Annotated in this window: 14 protein-coding genes; 6 read left to right on the top strand and 8 right to left on the bottom strand. The window is 42.9% G+C overall.

The window, feature by feature from the left end; all coding sequences use genetic code 11:
- Positions 1-20: 20 nt before the first annotated feature.
- The 3 genes from DUL71_RS03295 to DUL71_RS03285 form a co-directional block, all read right to left on the bottom strand.
- A complete protein-coding gene (locus DUL71_RS03295; protein WP_244228691.1) occupies positions 21-1,877 on the bottom strand; it encodes a RagB/SusD family nutrient uptake outer membrane protein in 1,857 nt (618 codons plus the stop codon).
- Positions 1,878-1,892: 15 nt separating this feature from the next.
- Entirely contained in the window at positions 1,893-5,423 is a 3,531-nt protein-coding gene (locus DUL71_RS03290; RefSeq protein WP_244228690.1) for a TonB-dependent receptor, read from the bottom strand.
- Positions 5,424-5,651: 228 nt separating this feature from the next.
- The gene (locus tag DUL71_RS03285; protein ID WP_114936714.1) at positions 5,652-6,863 is read right to left on the bottom strand and encodes a FecR family protein; all 1,212 of its coding nucleotides are present in this window, start codon (positions 6,861-6,863) and stop codon (positions 5,652-5,654) included.
- Between the two features lie 319 nt (positions 6,864-7,182).
- On the opposite strand from DUL71_RS03285, the gene DUL71_RS03280 reads away from it, so the two are divergent.
- The 4 genes from DUL71_RS03280 to DUL71_RS03265 all read left to right on the top strand — a co-directional run bounded on the left by DUL71_RS03280 (position 7,183) and on the right by DUL71_RS03265 (position 12,598).
- Entirely contained in the window at positions 7,183-9,570 is a 2,388-nt protein-coding gene (locus tag DUL71_RS03280) for an ABC transporter permease (RefSeq protein WP_114936713.1), read from the top strand.
- Between the two features lie 150 nt (positions 9,571-9,720).
- Complete coding sequence (locus DUL71_RS03275) at positions 9,721-10,767, top strand: SDR family oxidoreductase (protein WP_208645467.1); 1,047 nt, start codon at positions 9,721-9,723, stop codon at positions 10,765-10,767.
- Positions 10,768-10,824: 57 nt separating this feature from the next.
- The gene (locus tag DUL71_RS03270) at positions 10,825-11,652 is read left to right on the top strand and encodes a helix-turn-helix domain-containing protein (protein WP_114936711.1); all 828 of its coding nucleotides are present in this window, start codon (positions 10,825-10,827) and stop codon (positions 11,650-11,652) included.
- Positions 11,653-11,797: 145 nt separating this feature from the next.
- Positions 11,798-12,598, top strand: coding sequence for an SDR family NAD(P)-dependent oxidoreductase (locus DUL71_RS03265; protein ID WP_114936710.1), 801 nt, complete (start codon positions 11,798-11,800; stop codon positions 12,596-12,598).
- A 24-nt stretch (positions 12,599-12,622) separates the two neighbouring features.
- Here DUL71_RS03265 and DUL71_RS03260 read toward each other — a convergent pair whose 3' ends face one another.
- Entirely contained in the window at positions 12,623-13,204 is a 582-nt protein-coding gene (locus DUL71_RS03260; RefSeq protein WP_114936709.1) for an RNA polymerase sigma factor, read from the bottom strand.
- Positions 13,205-13,491: 287 nt separating this feature from the next.
- Positions 13,492-14,586: an acyltransferase family protein gene (locus DUL71_RS03255; protein ID WP_114936708.1), complete on the bottom strand. Its 1,095-nt coding sequence runs from the start codon at positions 14,584-14,586 to the stop codon at positions 13,492-13,494.
- Positions 14,587-14,805: 219 nt separating this feature from the next.
- On the opposite strand from DUL71_RS03255, the gene DUL71_RS03250 reads away from it, so the two are divergent.
- Both DUL71_RS03250 and DUL71_RS03245 read left to right on the top strand, forming a co-directional pair.
- Positions 14,806-15,159, top strand: coding sequence for a VOC family protein (locus DUL71_RS03250; protein WP_114936707.1), 354 nt, complete (start codon positions 14,806-14,808; stop codon positions 15,157-15,159).
- 260 nt (positions 15,160-15,419) lie between these two features.
- Positions 15,420-15,809, top strand: a complete 390-nt coding sequence (locus tag DUL71_RS03245; protein ID WP_114936706.1) for a response regulator — start codon at positions 15,420-15,422, stop codon at positions 15,807-15,809.
- Positions 15,810-15,838: 29 nt separating this feature from the next.
- Here the strand turns inward: DUL71_RS03245 and DUL71_RS03240 are convergent, their stop codons facing one another.
- The 3 genes from DUL71_RS03240 to DUL71_RS03225 all read right to left on the bottom strand — a co-directional run bounded on the left by DUL71_RS03240 (position 15,839) and on the right by DUL71_RS03225 (position 18,379).
- Complete coding sequence (locus DUL71_RS03240) at positions 15,839-16,090, bottom strand: hypothetical protein (protein WP_114936705.1); 252 nt, start codon at positions 16,088-16,090, stop codon at positions 15,839-15,841.
- A gap of 47 nt (positions 16,091-16,137) precedes the next feature.
- Positions 16,138-17,094, bottom strand: coding sequence for a TPM domain-containing protein (locus DUL71_RS03235; RefSeq protein ID WP_114936704.1), 957 nt, complete (start codon positions 17,092-17,094; stop codon positions 16,138-16,140).
- Positions 17,095-17,440: 346 nt separating this feature from the next.
- Positions 17,441-18,379 (bottom strand): sugar phosphate isomerase/epimerase family protein, encoded by a 939-nt coding sequence (locus tag DUL71_RS03225; protein ID WP_114936702.1) that lies wholly within the window; start codon positions 18,377-18,379, stop codon positions 17,441-17,443.
- Positions 18,380-18,461 lie beyond the last annotated feature (82 nt).

The raw sequence follows: 18,461 nt of genomic DNA, 5'->3' as shown, positions 1-18,461 counted from the left end.
TGTTAATGTGTAAAAGCCTATTACCAACCTGGATTTTGTCCGTCCCAGCTACTATTGCCTAAATACCTCAAACTGATCTCGGTACTTGGGAATGGCACATAGTAGTATTTGGCAGGAAACACCCTTGTAACAAATGGAACTGTTGTCCATGTACGTTTTAACTGTCCGCCAACGTTCCTGGCAGTAGTTTGAATACCGTGCAACACCGTATTCAATACAGTTTTGGCTTTTAACCAGCGGTTCAGGTCATTATAGCGGTGTCCTTCATAAGCAAACTCAATGGTTTCCTCATTCTGAACCGCGTCCCTGAACGCATCAATAGTGGCCGGGTTTTTATCAGGCATCCCGGCACGTTGCCTGATCTTGTTCAGATAATTTGCAGCTTCGGCGCTTGGGCCCTGGTATTCATTAAGCGCTTCGGCATAACCAAGGTAAAACTCAGCAAGGCGGAAAACCGGCCAAGCAAAATGGTTATCGGTCATGTTATCAACCCTTGCAACAAATTTGTAGGTTTCAGTAGCGTAACCATCTACACCGGCATCACTGCTGGCCAGGTTACCATCAGTACTGTAATCGCCTTTTTTGTAGTAAGCAAGGATACCACGCTGGCTGCTGTAGTATTTACCATCATAAGCAATGGTTTGATAAAAGCGAGGGTCAAGGTTCCATGCGGCGGCATCAACAGGTAAATCGGTACCACTTGCAGGCATTGTCCACTTTGTACCATCAATTTTTTCATACTGTTGTATAAATTCGATAGGTACATTGTTTTTAACCCCCCACTGCGCTAAACGCAATTTTGACGAAAGGTACTGGCCCCATGCAGAACCATCGGCCCAACCAGCAGAACTCGGAACCTGGTTGGAAGTATTAACCAAAATAAGCTCCTGGTTGGCAAACACATTCCATACCGATTCGTAGTCACCTAATGTAGCGTAAGTTTCGCCGGTTGTTAGCGGATGTCCTGTATTAAGTAGAGAAACACCACCGGCAGCAGCGTTGTCAATTACATCTTTAGCAGCTTTGGCAGCTCTGTTCCAGCGCTCTTTATCATAGCTGGCATAAGCTAACACCGTATCGCGGGTGTCATTAAACCTTGCGCCAGATACATCGCCTTTCATGTTACCAGGAGTGTTATAAAGCGGACTTGCGGCATACAGCAAGATCCTTGCTTTTAAAGCCATAGCTGCCAGCTTGGTAACGCGACCAAAATCGGCAGTTGGACGGGTGGCCGGCAACATTGACGCGGCCTGGTCGCACCATTTAACCACGCTATCAACAACTGATTGTACCGAACTGCGCGGGATAGCAATTTTCAGGGTACCATCAAGCGGTTTATTTACAATAGGCACACCGCCGTAATACCTGAATAATTCATAATGCTGCATGGCACGGCAAAACAAGGCCTGGCCCTTAGTATCAGTTTTCCAGGCGTTATCGGCATCGGCTACTTTATCTATATTTTTCAATACCAGGTTAGCTTGCCTTATACCTTTATAGTGCCAGTAAAAACCGGCACCGTTATCCTGGCCAAAACCATAATCGCAGTTATTATCGGCACTCATATTACCGGTAATGTATGAACCGGTGTTAATGGTATTTGAAGCCCAGTCATAAGACGGGTGGATGATATAAAGCTGATCGGTAACTGCTTCGGGGCGGCAGCCGTCATAAGTTTCGGGAAAGTACCCCCTAACGCATAACATATACATTTGGGCTACCGCATATTGCGCCTGGTTGCGGGTATCAAAAATGGTATCAACTGTTACCGCACCGCCCTTAGGCTTTTCAAGAAAAGTTTTTTTACAGCTTGTTGAAAGCATACCACCTATGAAACAAGCCACAAGCAGTAAAATAATATTTGTTCTTTTCATCATTGCTATATTTTATGATTAAAAATTAACATTAACGCCTACGTTATAGGTGCGGGTAAGCGGATAACCGATGTAACCTAAGTTTTCAGGATCGCCCCAGATCTTGTTTGGCGACCATGTATACAGGTTATATCCGTTGATATAAAAACGAGCCGAGCGGATACCTACTTTTTTCAGAAGCTCGGGCTTAAGTGTATAGCCTATTTCCGCGTTTTTCAATCTTACAAAAGCAGTGCTTTTCAAAAAGAAGGTATTGTAGGCGGCATCCTGATTATAAGCGGCGATAGGGAAATCAATACGGTCGCCATGGTCGTAACGGTCCTGGGTGTACCTGTTCAAATCCACATCAAATAATGATTGTTGTTTGTTGAAGTGCAGCTCCTGCATAGCATATTTGGCCACACCTGATTGCCCCTGAAACAAAGCCGAAAAATCAAAACCATGAAAGCTAAAGCCAAATGAAACACCGTAGCTCAACGTAGGCAGGTCGGTTTTACCAGAGCGCACGTAATCCTTTTCGTTGATGACACCATCACCGTTAACATCTTTAAGCCTAACCTCACCCGGTTGCAAAGGCGCACCGGCATAACCCAGATCTTTTTGATAAACCGGATCACCGGCTGCGTTGTTATATGGTTTGCCATCTTTATCAACAGCCAAAACAGGTTGAGATAATATTGGGTTACCATTAGGGTCAATTTTATATAGTTGCGACCATGATGTGTAAAGCCCATCGGCCTGCAGGTATGATCCTTGGTTAATAGGACGACCGGTAGCTGCCTGGTACTCTAAGCCCGGCGCAATGGCTTCATCTTTAAACAGGATCTTGTTGTGGTTTGTTGAGGCATTACCTTTTATCCACCAGGTAAATTTACCCGGAGCACTGGTATAGCTCAATTCAATCTCATCGCCCCAGTTCTTTACTTCGCCCAGGTTGTACGGAGGCAAAGTTGCCTGTACTATGCCCGGTACGCTGCCTCTATATGAAAGAATGTTTTTACGATGCTCATTATAGTGATCATAAATAAGCGAAAGACGATCGTTAAACAGGTGTGTTTCCAAACCAATGTTTGATTTGGTTGCGGTTTCCCAGGTTACGTTAGGGTTACCCAGTACGTTTTCCTGCGCTCCCTGAATTTTGTTACGATCATTAAGTGTACCAAATGTGTAGCCACCGCCGGCATTGTAACCGTTTACATATTGCCAGGTATCAGGCAGGTAAAGATAACGGGCTGAGGTGTTTGTACCGGGAATATTGATACCATCGTTCCCCACTTTACCTAATGATCCGCGGACTTTCAAATAGGTTATATAATCGGTTTTAGGGAAAAACGACTCGTTGCTGGCAATCCATCCTAACGAATATGCAGGCAGGAAACCAAACCTTTTACCTTCAGGGAAATTTTCCGAACCGTTGTAACCCATGTTATACTCGGCCAGGTAGCGGTCGGCGTAATTATAAGTTACCCTACCCGATACACCTTCGTATGCGTGCGGAAGATCATACAGTAAATTAGGATCATATTTTTTTTCGGCATTGGCAAGGATCAAACCGGTAACCGTATGTTTTTTACCAAATACACGGTTATAGTTGATAGAGAACTCACCGTATACTTTACGCCATTTATCGGTGTAAAAATCTGTCCAACGAGCTGGTGCAACGTCATTTGTGAGCTGTACCAGGATAGGATCAAGCTTATTTCCGTTAGGATTTGGACGCAAGCCATACAATAGCGGGGTGTATTTACCACCGGTACGGCTCTGGAAGTAACTATCATAAGCACCGCGCGCGTTTACCGATAAACCAGGAGTAATATCATCTAATTTATAGGTTAATTTGATGGCCGAGTTTAAGGTACTATTGGTTGTAATATTATAGTTGTTGCTATTTGCGATAGCGTACAGCGGGTTAAGCTGGTCGTTTTGATTGGAGAAAGGCACTACAAACTTACCGTTGATAATACCGGGAGACCCAAGCGGTGATGACCATAAAATACGTTTTTCCCAGGTGTAGCCATCGTTATCCATACCGGTGATGGTTACATATTGGGTTGATACATCTACCGATACCCTGAAATCGCTGTTTACATCAAAATCGAGGTTTGAGCGCAGGTTATAACGTTTCTTTTTAAACTGCATCTCGTCAGAAAAAGGCATATAATCGGTATTAAACAAACCGCCTTGTGCCAGGTAGCCTAACGAAACAAAATATTTGGTTGCCTTGGTACCACCGGTAATGTTGGCGTTCACCTGTGTTTGAGGAGCAAACTTATTGAAGATCTGTTTTTTCCAGTCCTGATCAGGGTGTCCATAAGGATCATAATAAGGGTTTGCCTGCCCGTTAATAGTTGGCGTATGCGCGTTTTGATAATACTTCAGGTCTTCGGGCGAGTAGTAAATGGTAGCATCCTTGATCCAGTTAGCATCACGTTTGGTAACGAAATCATTCCAGGTTTTTACATCGGCATCCCTTGAATGCTGGACCCAGTAGTTTTCATAGCTCTGCTCATTTAACAACGTAGCATACTGGTACGAGTTAACAAAGTTAGGCATGCTCGAAAACTGTGAGATAGCTGTCTGGAATGTTGCACTCACTTTTGGCGCACCTTCTTTACCACGTTTGGTAGTAATGAGGATAACACCATTTGCGCCACGCACGCCGTATACCGCTGTTGCAGAGGCATCTTTCAGGATACTGATAGATTCAACCTCGTTAGGGTCGATGTCGTTGTAGCTGTCGCGGGCAATACCATCCACCATGATCAGCGGCGCCGTTTGACCGGTGTAAGTACCTACACCGCGCACATATAATGTAGCACCGTCTGCACCGGGTTTACCGCTGGTTTGGGTTACCGTTAAGCCCGACAAGCGACCGGCCAGCGCATTACTCAGGTTAGCAACCGGCGACTGCACCAGGTCTTTGGTGCCAATTGATGTAATAGCGCCGGTTACGGTTTCTTTTCTTTGTACACCATAGGCCACAACCACAACCTCGGTAAGGTCTTGTGGTGCATCTTCAAGTATTACACTTATTTCAGACCGGCCATTAAGGGCAACTTCCTTAGTTCTGAAGCCAACGTAGGAGAATACCAGGGTGGCGTTTGGTTCGGTAACGTTAATGGAATAATTACCATTAATATCGGTTATAACAGCAGCCGTTGAACCCTTCTGTTTTACAGTTACACCAGGTAATGGCAGTCCTTTGCTGTCTACAACTTTACCATTGATCTTTTTAGGCGCATTGCTTTCGGCCGCTGTTTTTCTGCGGATGAGAATGGTTTTGTTATCAATGGTATAAGTTAACGACTGGTTGCTTAAACACAGGTCCATAACCTGGTTTATAGTAGCGTTAGTAAGATCAACAGTTACCGGTTTAGCCAACTTAATGTCTTCAGAATTGTACAGAAAATCATAATTGGTTTGATTTCTGATCTCTTCAAAAACTTCTTTTAAAGTTGTCTGTTTAACCTTTAAAGTAACTTTCTGTGCATAAGTTGCGGCAGACACCTGTAAGAAGGTAACTGTTAGCAAAATGAGTGTCAGTTTCATAATAAGCACAGGTTTATATAGGCGCCCACGATGTTTGCCGCAAGTAAATGCAGTAAAATTTTTATACATTTGAATGTCAGTTTATTAATAAGTGGTTGTAATCGCTGCAATTAGTTTTACTATCTGGCATTGCCATAAAACGGCTTAGGTCAGGGGCGGTCCGAAACGCTCCTGGCTTTATTTTTTATGCTGATAGATAATTGGTTGGGGATATTGAAGAGTGTAGATCTATTGCATAACGGTGATCCTCCTTCCTGTAATTTTAAAATGCACGTTACCTATTTGTTCGAGGCTTTTCAGCAGATCTGTTATGCTTTTTGAACGGGTAAACGTACCGCCAAAACGCTGGTTAGCAAAATTGCCCTGGTACTCAATATCTGCATCATACCAGCGGGATACCTTTTTCATGATATCCACTATATTATCATCATTAAACATGAAATAGCCGTTTTTCCAGGCCATTGCCTGATTGAGGTTTGCTTTGGAAACAGCAATAGCATTGGCATTACTGCTTATAACAGCCTGCTGGCCCGGTTTTAACAATGCAAGGCTACCGCTTTTACTGATCTGTACCGAGCCTTCAAGCAACGTGGTAGTCAAATCTTTATCATCAGAATAAGCGGAGATATTGAAATGTGTACCCAATACTTTTACCTGCACATTGTTCATTTCTACATAAAAAGGCTTGTCTTTATTTTTTGCAACTTCAAAGTAGGCCTCTCCGGTAAGTTTTACGGTACGGCTGTTGCCGGTAAATTCGGTTGGATAGCTTAATGACGACGACGAGTTTAACCAAACCTGTGTACCATCGGGCAATACCACCTGATACTGGCCGCCCGGCGGTATGGTTAAGGTGTTATACAATACGGCGTTAACACCTGCATGAGTGGCATTGGGCAGTACATCATAAACCAACTTACCATCACCAACTTTATTTACCTGGCTTTTTCCGGTGCTGGCCAATGCACCATTAGCCGCGCTATCCAATACTATACTTTTGCCGCCGGCAAGCGTAAGGATGGCTTTATTACCACCCGGAACAATCTTGGCAGCTCTATTAGCCGCTACTTCATTTTTAACCGCTCCCATTTTTTGGCGGCGAACAAAGTAAAACCCAACAGATGCAAAAATTAAAACTGCTGCAGCAATTTTAACCCAGCCGGCGTATAGTTTCATTATATTCCTTTTCCCGATAACAGGTACAGGTACAATGACGTCGTCTTTAAAGCGGGGATCGGCCTTGATATCGGCTAATACTTTTTGCGCACGGGCTTCATCAAATCCGGGAGTGCCCTCAAGGTTCAGCATTTCTTCGTCAACGGCGCCCGATACATCATCCGGATTATTGTTCAGATAACTGAGCAACTCTTCACGGTCGGCATCGCTTATAGCGTCGTTAAAATACTGTTCAAGTAAACTCCTGAGCCTATCGTTATTCATGTTTTTGGTTTATATACAAATTCCCCGGGAGGGGCATTTGTGTATAGAACACACAACTCAAAGCATAGGACTACCCGAATGTGAAATATTTTTTAGAAAGTGTAAATTTCTAAAATGATAGAGAGTAACTGCCTATAAACAATACATTCTAACATTCCGGTTATCTCTCATATAAATGTTGTTCAATTATGAACGGATGCTGTTCACTTTTGATACAATATCAAAATCCAAATACCTCACAAATAACTAATAATCAACATTTTATGAAAATGGCATCATATTTACGAATAATTTCGTATAAATTTAAAACTCTCCGGTTATGATCAGAAATTACCTCAAAATCGCTTTGCGCAACCTGGTGAACAATAAAGTTTACAGCGCTTTGAATATCATAGGTTTAGCTACAGGTATGGCTGTAGCCATGCTCATTGGTTTGTGGATTTATGCCCAGGTTTCGTATGATCGCTTTTTGCCAGGGTATCAGCTGGCCTACAGGGTAAAATTTAATGTTAATAACAATGGCGAGATCAACACAGTTGGCTCTACAAATTTACCCCTTGCCGATGCCTTAAAAAAAGACTTTCCGGAGATTAAATATGTAGCGCAAACAGACTGGATGGGTTCACACCCGCTTATGGTGGGCGATAAAAGGATAAACGTTAACGGAGCAATGGCCGGCAGCGATTTTCTGAAAATTTTTCAGTACCCGCTTATAAAAGGTAATGCGAATGCTGTATTAAATGATCCATATTCTATTGTGCTATCACAGGCCACCGCCACAGCATTATTTGGCAAAGCCGAAGCAGTTGGTAAAATGGTAAAGATTGATAATTTCCATGATCTGCGGGTTACCGGTATCCTGAAAGATGTACCTGCCAATTCAACCTTTCAATTTAGCTTTGTTGTACCTTTTGCCTATTATTCAATTACCAATGATGAGGTTAAGCAATCGCTTACCAATTGGGACAATAACTCGTTTCAAACTTTTGTGGCATTGCAGCCCAACGTATCATATGCCGAACTGGCACCCAAATTAAAAGGGGCTATGGTTAGGCACAGTCCAAAATATTATGCACAAACCAAGGCCGAGCTTTTCCTGGAACCGTTGAAAGACTGGCATTTATTTTCCGAATACAGAAATGGCACGGTATCGGGAGGCTTGATAGATTATGTGAGGATGTTCGCGCTCATCGGCACGCTGATCCTGATCATCGCTTGTATCAATTTCACCAATCTGGCTACCGCCCGATCCGAGAAGAGGGCCCGTGAGGTTGGTGTGCGTAAAGCCATTGGCTCCAGCCGCAAAAACCTGATCTTTCAGTTCCTGACCGAATCCATGACCTTAACCTTTCTGGCTTTTTTGTTATCACTGCTATTCGTGGAGCTGGCATTACCGGCATTCAATAACCTCACCCATACAGAAATCAGCATTCCGTTCACTAATGGTACTTTCTGGTTGCTTATGATAGGCTTTGTTATTTTCACCGGGCTCCTTTCGGGCGGGCGACCGGCTTTTTACCTCTCATCCTTTAATCCTGTTAAAGTTCTAAAAGGAACTTTACAAACAGGCAAAGCGGGTAACCTTCCGCGCGAGATTTTGGTAGTACTGCAGTTCACCTGCTCTATAGCGCTGATCATTAGCACTATGGTTATTTATCAACAAATAAATCATGCTAAAGACAGGCCTGTAGGTTACGATAACAACCGTTTGGTAATGACCGATGCCACAGGCGACCTTACTCGCAACTACGATGCATTTAAGAATGAAATGCTGGCATCCGGCATGGTGAGCAGCGTTACCAAATCCTCAAGTCCTGTTACCGATATCTGGGCCAATAATAGCGTAACAGACTGGTCGGGCAGGTTACCCGGCGAAACATTGAGCCTTGCTATCATTGGCGTATCTGATGCTGATTATTTTAAAACGCTGGGCATGAAAATAGAGCGCGGGCGTGATTTCACCGGCAACCTTGGGGCCGATTCTCTGAGTGTGATACTCAATGAGGCGGCTGTTAAACGCATGCGATATAAATCCCCTGTTAACGAGGTTATCACCTGGCATACTGTACAGCAGCGGGCTACGGTAATCGGGGTGGTTAAGGATGCCTTAATGGCTTCGCCATATTCAAACTCGGTACCAACTATCTTCATTTACCAGCCAAGCTGGTCGAGCGTGGTAACATACCGGCTTGCTTCAAAAGTAAATACCCATACGGCATTGGCTAAGCTTGCCCCGATATTCGGTCGTTATAATCCAACCATTCCTTTTCAGTATAGTTTTGTGGATGAAAGCTACGCCTCAAAGTTTGACTTTGAATCGCTTATAGGGAAGCTGGCCGGTTTATTCGCCTCGCTTGCCATTATGATTTCCTGCATAGGCCTATTTGGCTTAGCAGCCTATATGGCCGAAAAACGCACCAAAGAGATTGGTATCCGAAAAGTATTGGGGGCCACCGTACCACAGGTTTGGATGCTATTATCTAAAGAGTTTATAATTCTTGTGGTTATCAGTTGCCTGATAGCAAGTCCGGTTTCCTATTACTACCTCCATGCCTGGCTGTTAAAGTATCAATACCGCATCAGTATTGGGCCAGATGTATTCCTGTTAGCCGGAGCAGGGGCTATTATTATTACTTTGCTAACCATCAGCTTTCAGGCTATAAAGGCAGCGTTAATGAACCCGGTAAAAAGTTTAAGAACGGAATAGCTCGAATTAATCAAACTACATGGCTTTAAGCTTGGTGCATTCTGTTTCAGCTTTTGCTTTATGGCCTTTTAAACAAAGCATCTTAGGCCTTTTAAACAAACCTGCGTGTAGCTATTTGCGAGAACTTTGCATTATAAATTTTCAATGCAAATGACAACAACAAATTCAAATAGCAATACCCAGGTACTGGTAACAGGCGGTTCCGGCTTTATCGCGGTATACTGCATTCTGCAACTTATTGAAGCAGGTTATAAAGTAAAAACAACGGTACGCTCCTTAAACCGTGAAGCCGAAGTACGCGATATGCTTAGGACCGGCGGCGTTGAAGCTGGAGACCGTTTATCTTTTATAGCTGCCGACCTGAGTGCCGATGCCGGCTGGGCTGAAGCAGTTGAAGGCTGTACTTACGTAATACACGTGGCATCTCCTACCCCGCTAAAAGGATATAAACATGAAGACGAGATGATCATACCCGCCAGGGAAGGCGTATTAAGGGTACTGAAAGCGGCCAGGGACGCCGGTGTTAAACGAGTTGTATTTACTTCGGCATTTGGCGCGGTTGGTTTTGGCCACAAACCACGCACCACCCCATTTAATGAGAATGACTGGACGCCGATAAATGATAAGGTACCGGCTTATCAAAAATCAAAAACACTTTCAGAAAAAGCCGCGTGGGAGTTTATTAAAACCGAAGGCGGGGGGCTGGAAATGGCTACGGTAAACCCGGTTGCGGTTGCAGGCCCTGTTTTGGGCCCCGATTATTCGCATTCAATACAACTGATACAGAACATGCTATTTGGCAAATTAAAAGGCTGCCCGAGGATAAACACCGGTTTAGTAGATGTACGTGATGTAGCCGACCTTCACTTACGGGCCATGACCAACCCGGCAGCAAATGGACAACGTTTTCTGGCTATTTCGGGCGAAAGCTTATGGACTATTGACATAGCGCGCATTCTGAAAAGACGCCTGGGGCATCATGCAGATAAAGTTACGGCGAAAAACGTGCCTAACTGGCTAATACATTTATCCGCCCTGTGGAACCCCACCGCAAAAGTTATCGCGCCTATGCTTGATCAAAATATGAATGCCACCAGCGAAAAAGCACAGCGCCTGCTTGGCTGGTCGCCCCGCCCTGCGGAAGAAGCCATTGTTGCTACCGCTCAAAGCCTGATACAATTGGGAATAGTAAAATAAAGCTTTCAGCTTTATGCATTTTGCTTTCAGCCTCAATAAATAACTATTTTTACATTAATGGAACAACCGGGAGCGGCCAGAAGGTCGATGGTATTTGTATCCTGTAAACGGGAAAAGCATTACAGTCGGGAAGTGATCCTTCCGTGGCACGCATTGGTGTGCGTACTATCGGGCGAAATGAGGATCGCTTCGGCCGACCGGCTGTTTATCTTTCATCCGGGAGATATCATCCTGTTGCCGCGTAACCAGTTGGGCCGGCTGAGCAAAGTGCCCTTAAACGGTGAGCTTTTTAAATCGATATCAATCTGTTTTCCGCAGGAAGCATTACAGCGATATTACGCCACCCTTACGCAGGTTCACGTTACCCCGGCAGAGCCCGAGATTAAATATTTCAATCAGCATCCGCTGCTCGAAAGCCTGTTTGGGTCTTTACTCCCCTATTTTGAGATAGCTGATGATTTACCTGAGGAAATAGCGAATATTAAAATAACCGAAGCAATTGCGGTGCTTCGTTCTGTCGATAAGTCGGTTGATAACCTGCTGGGACATTTTGAAGAGCCCGGTAAAATTGACCTAACCGATTTTATGGAGAAAAATTACATGTTTAACCTCACCGCCGCCAGGTTCGGCTATCTTACCGGCAGGAGCTTAACCACCTTTAAACGAGACTTTAAAAAAGCCTTTGGCAATACACCAGAAAAATGGCTCACCAAAAAACGATTGGAAACTGCCCATTACCAAATAGTGGAACAAAACCGCAAGCCATCCGAGGTATACTTTGAATTAGGGTTCGAAAACCTTTCACATTTTTCATACGCTTTTAAAAAGCAGTTTGGGTATAATCCAACGCTTTCGAAAAGTAAAAGGGAGATAAGTGAAAAGTAAGGTTAATGTACGCTAACGCTCTGCCTTGTATTGTCCTAAACCCGCCCTGCATTTGTCACCTTAGCGCGCTCCAAAAAGCAATATTTTAAATTATGTTTGTTATGTAATCTGGCATTTCAGATACCATTTCTTATCAAAAAATATCATGATTCTGAAAAACAAAAACGCGGTGATATACGGGGCCGGTGGCTCGTTGGGTGGTGCAGTGGCAAAGGCACTTGCGGCTGGCGGTGCAAAGGTGTTTTTAACCGGCCTCAATCAGCAATCCATCCAAAAGGTAGCGGACGAAATTATTGCTTCCGGCGGCTTAGCCGAAACAGCCATTGTGGATGCCTTTAACGAAGCAACAATTGAGCAACATTTACAGCAAATAGCAAGTAAGGCCGGTACAGTTGATATTTCTTTTAATGCGGTTGGTGTTGATGTAGTACAGAATATCCCCCTTACCGAAATATCTGCCGACGATTTTGTAAAGCCCGTTACCCTAACCATGCAAACCCGTTTCATGACCGCAATTGCAGCAGCCAGGGTGATGATGAAGCAAAAATCGGGAGTAATTTTATCGCTGACAGCTACACCGGCAGGTATCGGTTATCCGCTTACAGGCGGCTTTGGCCCGGCTTGTAGCGCTGTAGAAAGTTTTTCGCGTACACTTGCTTCCGAACTGGGCGTTTATGGTATCCGCGTAGTTAATATCCGTTCAGGAGGTTCGCCGGATTCCAGGGTATTTAAAAGCGCTATTGATGCCATGCCGGATGTTATGGATCCTATCATCAAAAAAATGGAAGGCGATACCATGCTTAAAAAGTTACCATTAATGGCCGATATCGCCAATACAGCGGTTTTCCTAAGCTCAGACCTTGCCGGCCAGATAACAGGCGTCACTATCGATGTAACCGGTGGTACAACGGCAGCATTAAATTACAGGGTAAACAGACTTGATTGAAAGGTTTAGGTGAAGGAATTGCCTTTAATTGATCCAGAAGAACAAGGCAAGCATAAAAATAAGGTCGGAGTATTGCAGTTGCGATTTGAGGGTTTTCAATGCCTCAACCATATGATTTTTCACTGTGTTTGGCGAAATCTGCAACTGATCGGCTATTTCTTTGTGGGTGAGATGTTCTACCCTGCTCAGCCTGAAAATAAGCTGTTGCTGACGCGGAAGCTTATTGATGATCCGCTCGGTAAACTGCTCCAGATCGCTTACCAGCAAATCTTCCTCGGTGTCATTATGAACAGTTGCTATGTGATTTACCAGCTTACCCGAAAGCTCGCGCGACTGGCACATCTGCCTCAAGGAGTTTAATGACAGGCGCTTGGCGATAACGTAAAGGTATAGCCAGATATCGCCCATGGCATTCAGCTTGTCGCGGCTGGTCCAAAGGTTAATAAAGCACTCCTGCACTATTTCCTCGCTCTGTTGTGCATCCTTCAGAAAGCGAAAAGCCAGGCGGTAAACCTTACTGCTGTACGTTTCATAAATCAAATCAAAAGCAGCCTCATCGCCTGCTATCAATTGTTGGATATGACTGTTGTTAATACTCTTACCCACTGTAGTTTAATATAATTGGTGAGATAAAAGTAAAAAGTAAATTTTAATTTAACATATCAAAAACATGATAATAAATTGAAGTAGTGCTGTTGTAGTGGTACTTTTTTAACAAAGCATTATGCTTTTACAACTGATTATCAGCAACTAAGGTGTAAAAACTACACTATATGACATGTAGAATCTTTTCACGAAAGCTATAATTTGTGGAAAAATAAAACGAAGCCGAATGCATTTTATTGCCCCGAAACTAAAAAATTCCAGTTTGTAAATATCATGTTACTATACTCTTACCCTTTCCGCAGCTTATTCTTCAGATAATTACGGATAGGGATATCAATGCAAATCATGACCACATAAGCTAAGCCAGTTAACAGTATCACCCCCACCGGGATCATAGTTATCATCTGGCTCATTGAAGGTTTCTTTGCTTCCAGATAACTCAAAAACAGCCATAAAAACGGATAGTGGATCACATACAGCGGATATGAGATATCGCCGGAAAATTTACAAATTTTAGCAAAGCGGGTATGCAGCCCGGCCCCAGCGCCAAGCGCCACCAAAACCGGAAAATAAAAGATCACGATAAGCGGATCGGTTATATGGTTTGTTTCATCTGAAAAAGGTACCAGGAAAGCCATCAACAACAATAACCCGATAACCAAAAAACCTAAACGTGATTTAATGATAAAATTTGAGCGATACACCAATATCCCCGCCAAAAAGGAGTAGCAAACCCGGATTGCTCCGCCTCCAAAATTATCGCCGCCATAACCTACCGCGAGGCATTTTGCCGTTGAGGCCTCATAGCACAGCAAAATAGCTGCAATTACAGTCAACAACCACAATCCTTTATTCCGGATTTTAACCAATACCAAAGCATAAACAATATTGGCAATGTACTCCCAAAACAATGACCATGTTGGCGGGTTAAGATGGAATAGGTTAAAATACCGCTCGTGAATAAGCGGATATGGAATAAGCAAAGAGGAACTCAAAAACATAAGCAATGTTTGCCCTATACCATAAGTTGCATAAAGATTACTGAACGGATCAAAAACAAAAGCAAGTAACCCAATAACCGAACCTATAACCACCAGTGGGTGCAAACGAATAAGCCTGAGCTTAAAGAACAGCGGGAGGCCTAAACTTTTCAGTTTGTTATCATAGGCGTAAGCTATCACAAACCCAGACAAGCAGAAAAAGAAATCGACGGCGAGATAAGCGTGCGCGATAAAGCTTTTATTATAATCAGGAACAACAAATTCCATAAAATGGAATATTACAACTGCGATGGCGGCGATACCGCGGAGGCCATCTAAAATTTCGAAATGCTGCTTGGTTTTTACTACTGGTGGCGCTACTACAGGTTCTGCTATTTCCATTGGCTATTTAATTCAAACGCCTGTAATTGGCAGGCGTTGCAGGTTAAAACAGCGGCAAACATCAATAAAATAACCTTTCCACTTTTTATCCAAACAACACATTGAGATGAATTGAAGAAACATTGATACGATTTAAGGCTTATAGGTAGAAGTTGACCGGACTGTTAATTTCAAATCGCATTTGCTATGTTTACATACATATACCATTTACCAAACCATATGGAATTTTTATCACTTGAGCCTTTCGTACCTTCAGGAAATGATTTTGAAGGTTCAAAACAACTTTTCCAGGAACTGGGATTTAAGATTAACTGGGATTCGGGCGACTATATCGGATTTCAAAAAGACAGCTGCCGCTTTATCCTACAGCGCTATGATCAGCCCGATTTTGCTCAAAATTTTATGCTCAGCGTCAAAGTAACTGACGTATCGGCCTTCAGACAAATGGTTATAGACAAGCAACTGCCCCAACGCTTTAGTATCCGAATAGGCGAAATCAGTCAGGAAAGCTACGGCAAAGAGTTTAACATTATAGATATTGCCGGGGTTTGCTGGCATTTTGTAGAGCAATAAATTATCGCTATAACAGTTTACCTTTTATAACATATTTTCTCCCTGAACAATTTATAGGTTATAAGAGGTATTATTAACCTAAAATAAAATTGTACAATAATGGGAAAGTGCTTGAAAAAATAAAATCAAAAACCTAATAATCAACGAATTAAACAATATCACATTTTTCACACTTTGGCTTAATCAGCTGCAGATATCTGCCACTTACAAAATACCATTATAGCTTTTAGCTATATTAGTGGTGATCTAAATCTGACCTAATGGCCAAAACGCTTTTATATATAGATGACAATCAAATAGATATTGCCATTATTAAGGGAATGCAGGAAAAATATCTTGCATTTGACGCTGTAACATACAGTACCAACGCCGAGCATTCTATCCGATATATCAGGGAGCATTTGCAAAATGCAGATGAGCTGCCCGATGTTATTTTTCTTGATCTTTATATGAGCCCATTCAGCGGCTGGGAATTTCTGGATGAGTTTAAAAAAATACATCCCCTGATAGGTAAAACTATTGAAATTTATATCGTAACCTTCTCAATATTGCCAAAGGATCTGATACGCTCAAAACAGTATCAGCATGTGAAATCATATTACACCAAACCGGTTACCAGGGAAACGTTTACAAGTTTCAGGGTTAATTGATAACTAACCCTGAAACAACCGATTTTCTTTTATTTTCCGGTCATAAACCCTATCGACTTAGCTTCTACATGTTTGGTTACTACACCCTCAATGTAAAGCTGACCATCTTTAATTTTATAGTCGAGGGTACGTTCGTCTAATTTATAATCGTCATCTTTAAAAAGGTCTTTCAGTTTGGTAAGCAGCTCCTTACGATCAAACACCGGGCTTATACTTAACTGATCGTTAACCGGTTTAAGCGCCACGCCATCTACCTTGTATGAAAATATTTTTGACTCCATTTGTTAAAGATAGAATTTCTTTCACAAGTCCGCTATCCCGATACAGTTTACCAATCTGAGGTAGAGCCCCCACTACTTGAAAAGCTCCCCTCTGATGAGGATGACGAGCCTCCACTACGTTTATAGCTATCATCAGAATCGTTATTATCATCCGAAGATGAGTCGCCCCAATTTCCCCAGTTAGATGGTTTATTATCTTCTTCATCATCAACCTGTCGGGAGCTGTCGGAACCGCTTATAAAAACCGAAGAACTTCTGCTGTTGTAATAATTACCGCCGTGATAATGACGATGCCGCCAGCGCCAAAACCATGAAGGGCGGGAATATGAATAATCATCTGATTCATATACAACCGTTCTATTTCCACGCCCGGTGGTTATTGACTTTATCCCTTTAATAATCAACCACACCAAACCCAAAAACGTGAGCATTGTGACGACACAAACTATCAAAACAATCAAAATAACAGTCCCGTCCGAAACCTTTGCGTTGTCAGGCTTTTCTACTACTGCCGGTTTATCTGCCTTAACAGGTTCTGGAGGGGGAGGCACAAAATATTGGCTGAGCCTGCCGACAAAATCATGCAGGCCACCATTATAATCGCCTGTCTTGAAGTATGGCTTGATAGCACTAAGTAAACCCTCACGTTCGATTATAGTTAACCGGGCCAGTGCCATGCTATCCAATTCTATCCGTTGTTTGTGCTGATCAATAGCAGCAACATACACAATACCATTATGCGCTTTACCTACATGCCATTTTTTCCCTATAAGTTTTGTGTATTTCTCGATGGTATATTTAGCAGGCACAGTTTTTACCAATACTATAGCGATCTGTACGGTAGACGCTTTTTCGATGCGATAAATTTCTTTATTTAAGCCATAAACCTGATCGGCTGTTAATACGTGCGCGAAATCGTTTACATAAGTATTTTTTTGTGGTTTAGGTATTTGCGCAAACACAGACTGAACTAACAGCAATGCGCAAAACAGTATTTTTTTCATGATGATAAGGCCGGTGTCAAATACAGCTCATCTAAGGTAAAATAATTTATTAGCTGTACATACAATCCTGTAAAAACGTATTCTATTTCTTTGGATAGGGCTGTTTGCCCAAATACTTTTTTACCGAATGACCGTATAACAAGCTTTTATCAGATAATGGCTGCCTTTCTGTAACGCTGTTCGATTGGCTGCCAATATCATCCCTAGCCTTATAAGCTTCAGGCACCCATTCTAATTTAAGTTTGCAACCCGCGTTCATACATCCGCTTATTAACAGTTTAGATTTAACAAACATAAATGTAAATACGGCGGGCCGCACACATTCATCAATTACAAAATGTATTCACTATGCCAGGGCATCTGCAGCAAACTGCCTGCAAATTTTCACCTCTTTTACCGCGTCTGATCCTTCAGGGATCTTGTATTCCAACTCAATAGTAGCCGGGAATTTATAGTGATTGTTTTTAAGCAAAGCTAATACCTCTTTTATAGGTGTATCGCCTTGTCCCCATGGCTGATTTGGGCCATCTTTAAACTTACGGTCTTTAATGTGCATGCTGGTTATTCGGTCGTGATATTTTTCGATGAACGGCACCGGGCTGCTGCTGGTACCAGCTACATAGTGACCGATATCAAGATTAATACCATTGTATTTCGACTGGCTTAAAGCCGTATCCCAAAGCGTTGGTGTGGCCTGGGTATGGGCATGATAGCCAACCATCATTTTATGTTTGGCTGCAATATCACCAAGGCGTTTAGTCTGGGCTTCGTCAGGCAGTTCAACGGTTACGTGGTTTACTCCAAGAGCTTTTCCCGCATTAAAGGCATAATCTATTTCGGCATCGGTATTTTTGGTGCCGAGGGCGTTGGGTTTCCAGGCGTAAATGCTTACACCTGCATTATTGTACATTTTCCTGATCTCCTTAAACTTATCCATTGGGGCGGCGACACGCCATTCTGCCATCTTCTTGCCAAAAGCGGTCCAATCCTCATTGGCTTCACGCTTAGGTGCTCCGGCATAAGCTTCAGCAGCGTCACCCATCAATTCAATAGCGTTGATATTGCAATCGATACAATATTTCAGCAAATCATCGATAGTGCCTGGCATACTCCGGAACGAGTAGGTAATCACCCCTATCTGCACACCATTAATAAGCGAGTTAGGTTTATCGGCGCTGTTCAAAAAGCTACCGGCAAATGATGATCTTGAAAATGCTAAGAATCCGGCTGCGGCAAGCGCGCTATTGCCAATAAACTTGCGCCTTGATAAGTTTTGTTGTTTCATGAGTTATTAGGAGAATAGATTGGTTTACACCAAAATACTTAATTAAACCATCGCTGCAAATTATGTATTGAAACTGTTACTA

The organism is Mucilaginibacter endophyticus (assembly GCF_003351025.1).
In the GTDB taxonomy this organism is placed as follows: domain Bacteria; phylum Bacteroidota; class Bacteroidia; order Sphingobacteriales; family Sphingobacteriaceae; genus Mucilaginibacter; species Mucilaginibacter endophyticus.
This window is presented reverse-complemented; position numbering and strand designations above follow the sequence as displayed.